The organism is Pseudarthrobacter enclensis (assembly GCF_030811655.1).
GTDB classification, from domain to species: Bacteria; Actinomycetota; Actinomycetes; order Actinomycetales; family Micrococcaceae; genus Arthrobacter; species Arthrobacter enclensis_A.
Genome location: NZ_JAUSRE010000002.1, coordinates 324645 through 336947, shown reverse-complemented (window position 1 = coordinate 336947; position 12303 = coordinate 324645). Strand labels below are relative to the sequence as shown.

General features: G+C 67.5%; 9 protein-coding genes and 1 pseudogene. 1 reads left to right on the top strand and 9 read right to left on the bottom strand.

The features are described 5' to 3' along the window. From J2X98_RS03310 to J2X98_RS03275, 8 genes and pseudogenes are all read right to left on the bottom strand, one after another. Positions 1–712 (bottom strand): annotated as a pseudogene (locus tag J2X98_RS03310) (HNH endonuclease signature motif containing protein); the annotation flags it as partial. A gap of 55 nt (positions 713–767) precedes the next feature. Further along, complete coding sequence (locus J2X98_RS03305; RefSeq protein ID WP_307304181.1) at positions 768–1415, bottom strand: uracil-DNA glycosylase; 648 nt, start codon at positions 1413–1415, stop codon at positions 768–770. 24 nt (positions 1416–1439) lie between these two features. After that, positions 1440–2420, bottom strand: coding sequence for an aldo/keto reductase (locus J2X98_RS03300; RefSeq protein WP_141945911.1), 981 nt, complete (start codon positions 2418–2420; stop codon positions 1440–1442). 87 nt (positions 2421–2507) lie between these two features. After that, positions 2508–5339 (bottom strand): molybdopterin-dependent oxidoreductase, encoded by a 2832-nt coding sequence (locus J2X98_RS03295; protein ID WP_307304178.1) that lies wholly within the window; start codon positions 5337–5339, stop codon positions 2508–2510. A 2-nt stretch (positions 5340–5341) separates the two neighbouring features. Beyond that, positions 5342–6277 carry an FAD binding domain-containing protein gene (locus J2X98_RS03290; RefSeq protein WP_307304176.1) on the bottom strand — a complete coding sequence of 312 codons (936 nt, stop codon included), beginning with the start codon at positions 6275–6277 and terminating at the stop codon, positions 5342–5344. Next, positions 6268–7488 carry an XdhC family protein gene (locus J2X98_RS03285; RefSeq protein ID WP_307304173.1) on the bottom strand — a complete coding sequence of 407 codons (1221 nt, stop codon included), beginning with the start codon at positions 7486–7488 and terminating at the stop codon, positions 6268–6270. Before J2X98_RS03285 ends, J2X98_RS03290 begins: the two co-directional genes overlap by 10 nt. Positions 7489–7605: 117 nt before the next feature. Then, the gene (locus J2X98_RS03280; RefSeq protein ID WP_307304171.1) at positions 7606–9126 is read right to left on the bottom strand and encodes an NCS2 family permease; all 1521 of its coding nucleotides are present in this window, start codon (positions 9124–9126) and stop codon (positions 7606–7608) included. Between the two features lie 14 nt (positions 9127–9140). After that, positions 9141–9635, bottom strand: a complete 495-nt coding sequence (locus J2X98_RS03275) for a nucleoside deaminase (RefSeq protein WP_307304168.1) — start codon at positions 9633–9635, stop codon at positions 9141–9143. A gap of 323 nt (positions 9636–9958) precedes the next feature. Here J2X98_RS03275 and ligD point away from each other — a divergent pair, with 323 nt between their 5' ends. Continuing rightward, positions 9959–11203, top strand: coding sequence for a non-homologous end-joining DNA ligase (gene ligD, locus J2X98_RS03270; protein ID WP_307304165.1), 1245 nt, complete (start codon positions 9959–9961; stop codon positions 11201–11203). Positions 11204–11207: 4 nt separating this feature from the next. On the opposite strand, the gene J2X98_RS03265 is transcribed toward ligD, so the two are convergent. Continuing rightward, on the bottom strand, positions 11208–12212 hold the full coding sequence (locus J2X98_RS03265; RefSeq protein ID WP_307304163.1) for a glycoside hydrolase family 16 protein: 1005 nt from the start codon (positions 12210–12212) through the stop codon (positions 11208–11210). Positions 12213–12303: the final 91 nt, after the last annotated feature.

The following is a 12303-nucleotide window of genomic DNA, read 5'->3' as shown; positions in this document are numbered from 1 at the left end:
GCCGGTTCCACCCCGCCAACGCCTGGGCAGCGGGCAGGTACGCGGACAGCCAGGCCATCCCGTCCCGATCCGCCCGGAACTCCACCCGCCGGTCCGCCACCCCCTTGGCGTGCCGGGCTTCGATGCTCTCGGCGTGGTGGCGTTCCCGCCAGGTGCGGGCCTTGGCCCTGAACCGGTGCGCCGGCATCTGCCCGGCCGGGCAGCCCCGCGCCGCGTCCGGTGCATCCGGGTCCAGGAAATGCGCCTCCAACGCCGACGCCCCCACAGCATCAAGACACGCGCCCTCGTCCGCCATGGCCACCGCGTGGCCCCAGGACAGGGTCCCGGCCTGCAGCGCCGACAGGGTCCGCGGCAACTCCTTGACCAAAGCGTGCGACGTGGCCAGGAACGACGACGCCGCCCGCGGCCCAAGCACCAACACACACCCGATCTCCGCCGCGACCGCCATCTCCTGCCCCTGCACCGGCACCTCCGGCCCCGCAACAGCACACGCAGCATCCGCGTACACCACCGCCGCCTTGGCCTTCAACGCCGCAATCCCGGCCTCCACCCCACGGGCACCAGCCAGAATATCCAGGCAACCATCCGCCAAACCAGCCAACGGATCAGCCACCGAAAACGGCTCCGAACCAGAGCCCTCCACCTCCGCAACCAGCACGGCAAGGGCAGCACGCATCTCCGCCAACGCACTCACCACCGCCGCTTTCCCCATAAACCCATCATGACAAGGGGGTACGACAATCAAGAGCGGCCACAGAGAATTCAGCTCAGGCCGGCATCCCGCCCGCCAGCAGCTGCTCCAGCCCCTGTTTGAAGCCGGATCTGCCACCGTGGGCGGGATGCCGGATCTTTGGTACAGACAGGCCGCTGCGCTGCAGGCTGTGCTTGGCAACGTTGCCAACTGCCACGATGGAGCTGATCCCGAACATCTCCGCCAGCTCCTGCCAGAAGGGGGTGCCGAGCTTGGTTTCGGAGGGCCGGGGAGTGCGGTTGGACAAGGGCTTGCCGGGTTGGTGCGGGTGCCAGGGGAAAGCACTCCACAGCAGGGGCAGAAGCCCCACTTCTTCCAGGACCTGCCACAGCACCGTTGCCGTCGGCTCGGCAGCTACCCCTGCAGCTTCGGGCGGCAGCACGTACCCCTTGCCGGGGCCAAACAGTCCAAAGCTGTTGGCAGGTCCGCCGAGGATGACCCGGTTGGTGAAGGGCACACCGGTGATCCGCATGCCACGGAAGCCGGGGGCCTCCCCCACCAGCAGGACCGAGGGGCGCCGGTCCAGCATCTCCTGCAGGTAGAGTTCCAAGTTGTGCCGGCGCAGCGCATTCTCCGGAACGGCGTGATTGAAGAAATTGTTGGCGGCAGCTCCCGCGTCAACGGCCGCGAGCCGCTCAACAAAGTCGTGGACGGATTCAGTCACCCGAGTGCTCCCAGGCTGCGGACGCTACCAGCGCGGGTGGATGGCTTCCCGGAAGTAGTGGTCGTAGATCCAGCGGACGCCATCGTCGAACTCCTTGCCAATGCTGACGGCGGCTGCGGCGGCGTTGGCGCGCGCCTGTTCCACATTGCGCGCGCCCGGAATAACGGTGGTGACGCCGTCCTGCGCGGCGATCCAGGCGATGGCCGCCTGCGCAGTGGTGGCACCGGACGGCACCAGCTGTTCGAACTCTTTCACTGCCTTGAGGCCCAGCTCGTAGTCCACACCGGAGAAGGTCTCTCCGACGTCGAACGCTTCGCCCTTGCGGTTGTAGTTCCGGTGGTCGTTCTCCGCGAACGTGGTGTCCTTGGAGTACTTTCCGGACAGCAGTCCGGACGCCAGCGGCACGCGGGCGATAATGCCCACGCCTGCAGCCTTGGCGGCAGGAAGCACCTCGTCCAGCGGCTTGAGCCGGAAGGCGTTCAGGATGATCTGCACGGAGGCGGTTCCCTCGTGCCGGATGGCCTCAAGGGCCTCGTCGGTCCGCTCCACGCTGACACCGTAGTTCCGGATGGCGCCTTCGGACACCAGGGTGTCCAAAGCGTCGTACACCTCGTTGCTGCTGTACACAGGCGTGGGCGGGCAGTGCAGCTGGACCAGGTCCAGAGTGTCAGTGCCCAGGTTCTTCCGGGAACGGTCCACCCACTGGCGGAAGTTGGCCAGGTTGTAGTTTTCGGGGCGCTGCTCCATGCGCCGGCCCATCTTGGTGGCAACCGTGACGCCGAGGCCAGGCTGGTCCGCGAGGAACTTCCCGATTGCCTGCTCGCTCCTGCCGTCGCCGTACACATCGGCGGTGTCAAAGAAGGTGACTCCCGCTTCCACCGAGGCTGCGAGGATGGCCTGCGCCTGTGCCGGATCCACATTGCCCCAGTCCGCGCCGAGCTGCCAGGTACCGAGCCCCACGATGGAGACGTTCCGTCCGGTCTTGCCTAAAATCCGCTGTTCCATCCCCCGACTATATGCAACGATGCAACCCGGGGTCAGATCCGACTCCGGGTTGTTCCCGCACAAGCGGAAGTATGACCCTCGGGTGCCCTAGGAAGGAACCCGCTCCAGCTTGGGCACCAACCCCGCTTCCTTGAGCCCCAGGTAGATCCGGTCCCGCGCGATGGGCAGGGATGCAAACCGCACGCCCGTCGCGTTCCGAATCGCGTTGGCCAGCGCCGGAGCCACGGGGTTGAACGGGCTTTCACTCATCGACTTGGCACCCAGCGGCCCAAGCTTGTCATTGGTGTCCGCGAAGTACACCTCGCTGCGCGGCACATCCGCAAAAGTAGGAACGTGGTACTGCCGCAGGATGTCCGTGGTGACCTTCCCGGCGTCGTCCACCACCACCTCCTCATAAAGTGTGGCGCCGATGGCCTGCGCGATGCCGCCCTCGATCTGTCCGCGGCACTGGCGCGGGTTGACCACCACGCCGGCGTCGGCCGCCTGCACGCTCTGCAGGATCTTCAGCTCGCCGGTGCCGCGGTTCGCCGCCACCCGGAAGCCGTGCACGTTGAACGCCACGGAGCGCGGAGTGCCGCCCCAGCGCCCTTCCGCGGAAAGTTCGACGCCGGCATCCGCGGCAGCCTGCGCCAGCTCAGCCAATGCCACGGACTTCCCGTCGATCACCACGGCGTCGCCGTCGAGGACACATGCGGAGGCTTGCGTCTGCCGGATGCCCGCGGCAAAGGCCCGGATGCGGACAGCAAGTTCCTCCGCCGCGGCGAGGGTGGCCTTGCCGGCCACCACCGTGCCCGCGGAACCAAAGGCTCCGGTGTCGTGCTCCACCAGGTCCGTGTCCGACTGCCGCACCGCAACCTTGGCAGCCTCCGTGCACAGTGCCGTGGCAGCAAGCTGGGCATGGACGGTGGTGGTGCCGTTGCCGAACTCGGCGGTTCCGACATCGGCCTGGTACGTTCCGTCCGGCAGGAGCCGGACGTGGGAGTGGGCAAAGTGGCCACGCGGCGGCACCGTGTCGATCATCGACAGTGCAGCGCCCTCGCCCACCATCCAGTCGGGCCCCAGGTCATCAAGGCCCGCTTCCCGGTACCTCGCCTTCCCCCTGTCCAGCGCATCCCGGACCAGGTCCAGGCACTGGTCCAGCCCGTAGCTGCCGTAGTGGACATCCTCCTCCGGATCGGGCTGGGTGGACAGCATGTGGTCGCCCTCCCGGACCATGTTCCGCCGACGGAACTCCAGCGGATCCATCCCGATCCCGACGGCCAGCTCATCCATGGCGGACTCGATGGCGAAGATCATCTGGCTCAGCCCATACCCACGGAACGCGCCGGCCGGCACGGTGTTCGTATATACGGAGCGCGCGTCCACCTTTTTGTTGACGCAGTTGTACACCGCCAGCGATTCGCCGCAGCCGTGGAACATGACGCCGGGGCCGTGGATGCCGTAGGCGCCGGTGTTGGTAACCACGTCCAGCTCCAGGGCCGTCAGTTTCCCGTCCTTGCCGGCTCCGGCCTTGAGCTTGATGGTGAACGGGTGCCGGGTGGTGGTGGCGGTGAACTGTTCGGTGCGGGTCAGTTCCAGCTGGACCGGCCGCTGCAGTTTCAGGGCCGCGAGCGCCACGAGGTCCTCGGTAAGGACCTCCTGCTTCCCGCCGAATCCGCCGCCCACGCGTCCGGCCACCACGTGGACTTTGTCCTCGTCGAGCCCGAAGACCCGGCACAGTGTGCGGCGCACCAGGAACGGCACCTGGCTGGAGGTACGGACCCGGAGGCGTCCCTCGGCATCCACGGAGGCGACGGCGGCATGGGTTTCGAGGGCGACGTGCTGCACCCGCTGGGTTTGGTACGTCTGTTCGTGGATGAAGTCGGCGGCCGCGAAGCCGTTGGCCACGTTTCCCAGTTCAGAGTGCAGCTCAGCCACCACGTTCCGGTCCGGATGGGCGATTCGGGAGCGGGCAGCATCCTTGTCCCCATGGACCAGTGGAGCGCCAGATACCAGTGCGTCCTGTGGAGAAAAGACCGCCGGAAGTTCCTGGTACTCCACCTGCAGTGCGCGGACGCCTGCTTCAGCGGCGGCCACCGATTCGGCCACGACGGCGGCCACGCGCTGGCCGCGGAACCGCACCACGTCGTCAAGCACGCGGGTATCGTCCGGGTCGTCGGTGAAGAGCTCGTGCTGGGCCGTGGAGAACAGCTGGGCCGGGGCATCCTCATGGGTGAAGACTGCAACCACGCCCGGGACCTCCAGCGCCGCATCTGCATTGATGGACACCACCCGGGCGTGGGCGTGCGGCGAGCGCAGGACCTTCAGGTGCAGCAGTGCCTGCTGCTGGTCTTTCGGGACGTCCAGTGTGTAGCGGGCGGCCCCGGTGACCACGGCGCGGCTGGCCGGGGCCGGGACGTCATCACCCAGCCGGCCCGGCTCCGGACCCGGCTGTCCTTCCCCTGCGATGCCTGACCCTTGCCCGGCAGGATCGGGATGGCCGGCGCTCCCGCAGACGGCGTCGGCGATGGCGCGGTACCCGGTGCAGCGGCAGAGGTTGCCTTTGAGGTTCCGGGGAAGGTTCTCCTTCTGGTCGTCGTCGAAGGTCGCCGCCGTCATCACCATGCCGGCCGTGCAGAAGCCGCACTGGAAGCCCTGCCGTTCCATGAACTGCTGCTGGATCGGATGCAGCTGCCCATCGGCACCGTCCGGGGCGGCCAGGCCCTCGATGGTGGTGACCGCGCGCCCTTCGGCCCGGACCGCGGGGTAGATGCAGCTATGCACGGGCGTTCCGTCCACGTGGACGGTGCAGGCGCCGCAGTCGCCGCCGTCGCAGCCCTTCTTGACACCGGTGTTGCCCTGCTCACGCAGGAACGTGCGCAGGCACTGTCCGGGGCGCGGAGCAGCGTCAGCCGCAGCGCCATTGATCTCGATGGCCATGCTCAGGCCCCTTTCGAAAGTGTCGTGGCCCCGGATCCCGGCATCCTGGCGCTCCGTGGCGGCCAGAAGTCGCCGGACACAGCCAGGCCGGGCGTCCCTTCGGGCGATTCCAGCTCGGTGCGGATTTCCTCGGCAAGCCGGTAGGTCATGTCCCGGCGCCAGGCGGGCAGGCCGTGAACGTCGTCGTGGTAGAGCGCCGCCGGGATGGCGTCCTGCAGCGCGGAGGCCAGCCGGTCCGCGTCGGGGACTGTGTCAAAGCGCAGCTGCACGGGCCTCTTGGTGGCCGCGGTGACGGTCAGCACCAGGGAGGTGCCGCCGTCGAGCCGTCCAATCAGCAATGCCCCGGACCTTCCCAGGTTGCTCAGCGACAGGCGGCGGAACGCCACGCGGGCGGAAAGGGACGACGCCGGGAGCTGGACACTGCGGAGCAGCTCGCCGGGTGCCAGGCAGTTTGCCGCATCCCCGGTGATGAAGTCGGCCACGGGGACCGTGCGACTGCGGCCGCCGGGAGCGAGGATGGTGGCCACACCGTCCAGCCCGGCGCAGAGGGAGATAACAGGCCCCGCTGGCAACGACGTGCAGAGGTTCCCGCCCACGGTGGACATGTTCCATACCTTGAACGAGGCGACGAAGGAATCGCAGCATGCCCGGACCAGGGCCAGGGCTGGCCAAGTGTGGCCGGAGACCTGGGCTGAATCGGGAAGGCTGTACAACTCGGCGATGGTGCAGGTGGCGGCGAGCTCGATGCCGTCGCCGCTGACGGTGATGGGGGTCCAGCCGGCGTCGCCGAGGTCCAGCAGGCGTGTGAGCGGCCGGGGTCCGAAGGCGTAGCTGCCGTAGGAGAAGAGGACCGTTCCGCCGGCAAGCCACGCGTCGCCGTCGTGCCAATCTGCGGGGTCGGTGGTGCGGACCACCGCCTCGATGGTGTTCATGTCCATGCGATCTCCTGCGTGATGAAGTCTGTTGTCTTGAGGTCTTGGGGCGCCGTTGCCGGCGCGCTGTGGTGGATGGTGCCGGTGGTGTCGCGCAGCGGCAGGCAGCTGGCGGCGCGGTTGCGGGTGGCGATCAGTTCGGCGGTGACGGACACTGCCACTTCGGCAGGGGTGATGGCACCAAGGTCAAGTCCGATGGGTGAGTGCAGCCGGGCAATCCGTTCCGCCGGGACGCCTGCGTTGAGGAGTTCGTCGACCCTTTGCAGGTGGCTGCGGCGGGATCCCATGGCGCCCACATACGCGAGGTCCAGGGCCAGGGCGGTTTCCAGCAGGGGGACATCGAACTTGGGGTCATGGGTCAGGACGGCCGCAACGGTGCGGCTGTCCGTCCGTCCGCCGGCCGCTTCCGCTGCCAGGTAGCGGTGCGGCCAGTCCGTGACCACCTGGTCCGCCGCGGCGAACCGGGGCTGCGCCGTGAACGCCGGGCGGGCGTCCACGAGGGTCACGTGGTAGCCCAGCAGTTTGGCGGCCGGGACCAGGGCCGCGCCGAAATCGTTGGCCCCGAAAACCAGCATGCGGGGCGGGGCCAGGCGGGACTCCACCAGGATGGCCGGCCCCGCAAGCTGGCCGCCGCTCCGGTCCGAAGCGCACTGCCCTGGTTGCGGGAGCTGGACCAGGCCGGCCCCGCCGCTGCGCACAAGGGACTCCACCTGAAGCGCAGGTTCCCCACCCAGCAGCGATGCCAGCTTCGGCTCGGCGGCCAGGCGGAACGCCTCCGGATGGGGAAGTACGACGGCGGTGCCCCCCAGGCTGCCCAACCCGCGTACCAGCGCCACGGGTTGGTCCGGATCAAGTCCGGCGAGCTGCAGCAGGGCCGTCCGCAGTGGGTGGGCGGCATCGGCGGGCACGGGCTGGATATCGATGGCGAGCTCTCCCCCACAGCTGAGTCCGGCTGCGAACGCATCGGCGGAGCTGAAGCCGAAGATCCCGTGGCGCGGAACGTCGTCGTCCATTGCCTCCTGCGCGAGCGCCACCACAGCGCCCTCAACGCAACCGCCGGACAGGCTGCCCAGCACATCGCCGGACTGCGTGACCAGCATGGAGGTCCCCACCGGCCGGGGGACCGACCCGGATGCCCCCACGACGGTGGCCACGGCGAACCGCCGACCTTCGAGCCGGAGGACCCAGGGGCCCAGCGAAGGGATCAGGTCAAGCATGGCGGCGCTCCTTCTTCCGCAGCGGTGGTGTCCATTGTCGGTCCTGCCAGCCTGTCCTGCCAGGGGCCGGACCAGGTGTTGGTCCGGCCCCTGGCGCGGGGCTGTTGTTGATGATGCTCAGCTGCCCAGCAGGGTGTTGATGGGTCCGCGGGCGAAGTACACCAGGAACCCGGCGCTCACCACCCACATCAGCGGATGGATCTTCTTCGCCTTGCCCGATGCCGCCCCGATCACGGCCCAGCTCACAAAGCCGACGCCAATGCCGTTGGCGATCGAGTAGCTCAGCGGCATGGTCACGATGGTGAGGAAAGCCGGCAGCGCCACGGTGAACTTGGTGAACTTGATCTCGCGGATCTGGGCCATCATCATGGCGCCCACCACCACCAGGGCGGCGGCGGCAACCTCGAGCGGCACCACGCTGGTAAGCGGGGTGAGGAACATCGAGCCGAGGAACAGCAGTCCAGTGACCACGGAGGCCAGGCCGGTCCGGGCGCCCTCCCCGATTCCCGCTGCGGAGTCGATGTACACCGTGTTGGACGACCCGGAGGTGGCGCCGCCCGCCACCGCGCCGAAGCCTTCCACGATGAAGGCTGATTTCAGCCGCGGGAACGTGCCGTCCTTGTGGGCGACGCCGGCGCTCTTGGCCAGGCCGGTCATGGTGCCCATGGCGTCAAAGAAGTTGGTGAACACCAGCGTGAACACCAGCATGGTGGCGGCGAGCCCGCCGATCCGGCTGAACGAACCGAACAGGTCGAAGTGGCCTACGAGGCCCAGGTCCGGCGCCGATACCAGCCGGCCGGACAGGACGGGGGTGTTCAGGTGCCAGCCGCCGGGGTTGGTGGCGCTGGCTGGCCCCAGTTTCATGACGGCTTCGACGACGGCGGCGAGCACGGTGGTGCCGACGATGCCGATGAGCAGGCCGCCTTGGACCTTCCGGGCCACGAGGATGCCCATGGCAAGGAGGCCGACGACGAACACGAGCGTGGGCACGGAGGTGATGGAGCCGCCGTCGCCCAGTTGGACGGGCGGCCCGCCGGTGGTGGGGCGCACGAAGCCGGAGTCAACGAAGCCGATGAAGGCGATGAACAGGCCGATGCCCACGGTGATGGCGGCCTTCAGTTCCTTGGGAACGGCCCGGAAGATGGCGGTCCGGGCGCCGGTGACGCCGAACAGGACGATAAGGATGCCGTTGATGACCACCAGCCCCATGGCCTCGGGCCAGGTGACCTCGTGGATCACGGAGACAGCCAGGAAGGAGTTGATGCCCAGTCCGGCGGCGAGCCCGAAGGGCAGGTTGGCGATGAGGCCGAAGAGGATGGTCATGACGCCGGCGGTGAGGCCGGTGACCGCACCCACTTGGGATGCGGACAGCCAGCCGCCAGCGACGTCGGTGGGCGCATTGTCAGCGCTGAACCCGCCCAGGATGAGGGGGTTCAGGATGACGATATACGCCATGGTGAAGAAGGTGACCAAACCACCGCGGAATTCGCGCGCCAGGGTTGAGCCGCGACGGGTGATGTGGAAGAAACGGTCAAGGAAGGAGTTTGACGCCGGCAGTTTGGGCGTGCCGGGGGCCGGCCGGAGGGCGGGCGTACGTGGAGCCGCATGCTCCTCGTGGGAACGGTCCAGGATGGTCATCGAAGCCGCCGGGCCTAGTAGTCGATCCTGGATTCGAGCGTGTTCCAGGTGTTGAACGGCTCCAGCGGGGCCGGGGCCTGGGGATCGCCCAGCACCAGCTTGGAGACCGGCATCAGGGAATCCCTGTCCTGGTTTTCAAAGTATTCGTAGAAGACGGCGTCATCGAAGCCGACCGACGCGGCGTCGTGCCGGTCGGCGGCGTACACCACGCAGCTGACCCGCGCCCAGAGCGCCGAAGCCAGGCACATGGGGCACGGCTCGCAGCTGGTGTAGAGAGTGGCGCCGCTGAGGTCGAAGGTGCCCAGTTCGCGGCAGGCGGCGCGGATCGCCGTGACTTCGGCATGCGCGGTGGGATCGTTGTCCGCCGTGACGCGGTTGACGCCGTCGAACGTTTGTCCGTCCGCCGTGACGATCATGGCCCCGAAGGGGCCGCCGCTGTTGAGGACGTTGGCTGTTGCCAGCCGGATGGAGCGGGCCAAAAACTGTTCGGCCGTGACGGTGGTACTCATGATGCGACTTCCTTTTGCCGGGAAGCCTGACGCCGCGCAATACCAGTAGAACCAGGTGCGAACGGTTACCAGGCTTCAGCATGTGCTGTGAAGGTTAAGTTGCGCCTGGTAGATAGCCTCCCGTGCCCGGGTGCCCGCCTTTGGCAGAATCGAGATTAGCACCGCTTTGTGGCCAGCGCCATAGTTTTCTGGAAACTTAATTTCGCTATGTGAAATCCAGGTTTCGCGTTCTTCACGGCCGCCACTCTGGGCGCCGCAAACAGCGGCGTTGACGCAGGTGCGGAACGGCTGACAGCCGCGCTGGCCGCTGCTAGCGTGGCCGCATGACCCCGTCAAAGACGCCGCCCGAGGTTCTCGATATTGGTGGAATCGAAGTCCGGATTTCCAGCCCGGACAAGGTGGTATTCCCGGGGCCGGGGCTGACCAAGCTCGATTTGGTGCGGTACTACCTGGCAGTGGCTGACGGTGCCCTGCGTGGCGCGGGCGGCCGGCCCATGGTGCTCAAGCGCTTCCCGAAGGGCATCGACGCCGAGCCATTCTTCCAAAAACGCGTGCCGGAAAACCACCCTGCCTTCATCGATACCACCACGCTGCACTATGCATCAGGGACCTCGGCAGAGGAGGCCGTGATCCGGGATGCCGCCGGCCTCGCCTGGGTCATCAACCTTGGCTGCCTGGACCTGAACCCGCATCCGGTCCGGGCGGAGGACCTTGAGCACCCGGACGAGCTGCGGGTGGACCTCGACCCCATGCCCGGCGTGGACTGGCCGCAAATCGTGGATGCGGCGTACGTAACGCAGGAGGTCCTGGACAACGTAGGCCTGGTGGGATGGCCCAAGACCAGCGGGTCGCGCGGCCTGCACATCCTGGTCCGCATCGCGCCGGAATGGTCCTACCGTGATGTCCGCCTTGCCGCGGAAACCCTGGCGCGGGAAGTCGAAAACCGCGCCCCGGGCCTGGCCACGGCGCGCTGGTGGAAGGAGGAACGCGGCGAGAGCGTTTTCGTGGACTTCAACCAGAACGCCAAGGACCGAACAGTCGCGTCCGCTTATTCCGTGAGGCCCCTCCCGGATGCCCGGGTTTCAACACCGTTGACGTGGGAAGAGATGCGGACTGCCCGGCCTGGCCAATTCACGGTACCCACGGTGCTGCAGCGGTACGCGGACATCGGCGACCCCCACGACGGCATTGACGGCGCGGCGGGCAGGCTGGACGCGCTCCTGTCCCTGGCCGAAAGGCTCGGGCCCGCGGAAAAGGCCCCACGCAGCGGCAACGGATCGGGTCGGCGGCAGTCGCTGATGCCGCTGATCGAGGTTGCCAGGACCAGGACAAAGCCGGAAGCGCTGGCGGCGCTGGACGAATGGAAGTCGCGGCACGCCGACGTCGTACCGTCCCTCCGTCCGGCAGATGTCCTGGTTGACGGCATGCGGGGGTCCAGCTCACTCTGGTACCGGGTGCGGGTTAACCTGCAGCACGTTCCCGAAGCGGGGCGGCCGCCGCAGGAGGAGCTCATAGCGGACTACGACCCGTGGGCAGGCAGGCAATGGCCGGGGCGCCCCGGCTCCTGACGCGTTACTCCCACGCCCGTACCCAGTCCACGCGGACGGCACTGTCCTCGCCAAAGATCCGCTTCTGCGGATAGACCCCGACATTGAGAAGCAGATAATGGGGTGCGTTATTGTCCTGGGTAGGGTAGGACGAGACGCGGCGCCCATCGAAATAGATGTCATTCACGCCCGCCTTCCGGTGCACGCCATAGGTATGGTAGCCACCGGCCCAGCACCCCAGGACGCCTTTTGCCATCGCGGTTACCGGCGAGTGGTAGACGGTCGACATGTCCCCCGCCAGCGGTTCAGCGATGTCAATCTCGCCAGTGGCCGGAAAATTTTGTCCCACGGTCCACCAGGCAGGCCAGTTATTGATCCCGCCGGAGCAGGTTCCGGGGAAGAAGATCCGGGCCTCGACGTAGCCGGTGGTGTACTGGAAGCCCACGTGCCCCGGGACACCGTCCTTCGGATTAGTCGACAGCAGCGCGCCGGACTCAGCGTCCGACAGCTTAAGGACGGCGTTGCCGTTTTCGACCTTCACATTGCTGGCGCAGGTCTTGACCCCGTTCTTCATCGAGTCCGAAGCGCAATCCTTGAACCAGTACGGGGTCCAGACGGCGGTGTTCAGTACGTCGAATTCCTCATCGAAGACGAGCTTCCACGAGCCGGGAGGTCCTGCCGGGGCCGGCTCCGTACTGGCAACCACCGGCGCACCTTTGACGGAAGCGTCGCTTCCTGCGTCCCCGGCCTTCAGCCCATCGGGCTGGCCTGCTCCACCCGTTTGATCCTGGGCAGCGGAGGCAGCCGAACCGTCCTTCCCGGCGGTCACTTCCGGCGCCGGCCCAATTGCGCTGGAGCCCGGAGAGGGCGGCACCGCCCCGGCACCCGGCACCGGAGCGCTTTGTTCGCTGCCGGGCCCTGCAGAAGAGTCATCAACGGAACCCTGGCCCCGGATGGCGCTGGCCGACAGGCCTGCGAGGACCAAGAGACAGCAGAGGAACTGCAGCAAGCGGTCTCTGGCTTGGTGCATGGCTTTCCTTCCCTGCTCTTAGCGGAGGCCGGCCGGCCCCGGACTAAGCGCCAGGACATGGCTTGCTGCCTATCGTGCAAGGGTAAGGAGA

Excerpts from the sequence above, each read along its gene's own strand:
- J2X98_RS03300 (WP_141945911.1), bottom strand. The coding sequence starts at position 2,420 with ATGGAACAGCGGATTTTAGGCAAGACCGGACGGAACGTCTCCATCGTG.
- J2X98_RS03295 (WP_307304178.1), bottom strand. The coding sequence starts at position 5,339 with ATGGCCATCGAGATCAATGGCGCTGCGGCTGACGCTGCTCCGCGCCCC.
- J2X98_RS03290 (WP_307304176.1), bottom strand. The coding sequence starts at position 6,277 with ATGGACATGAACACCATCGAGGCGGTGGTCCGCACCACCGACCCCGCA.
- J2X98_RS03285 (WP_307304173.1), bottom strand. The coding sequence starts at position 7,488 with ATGCTTGACCTGATCCCTTCGCTGGGCCCCTGGGTCCTCCGGCTCGAA.
- J2X98_RS03280 (WP_307304171.1), bottom strand. The coding sequence starts at position 9,126 with ATGACCATCCTGGACCGTTCCCACGAGGAGCATGCGGCTCCACGTACG.
- J2X98_RS03275 (WP_307304168.1), bottom strand. The coding sequence starts at position 9,635 with ATGAGTACCACCGTCACGGCCGAACAGTTTTTGGCCCGCTCCATCCGG.
- ligD (WP_307304165.1), top strand. The coding sequence starts at position 9,959 with ATGACCCCGTCAAAGACGCCGCCCGAGGTTCTCGATATTGGTGGAATC.
- J2X98_RS03265 (WP_307304163.1), bottom strand. The coding sequence starts at position 12,212 with ATGCACCAAGCCAGAGACCGCTTGCTGCAGTTCCTCTGCTGTCTCTTG.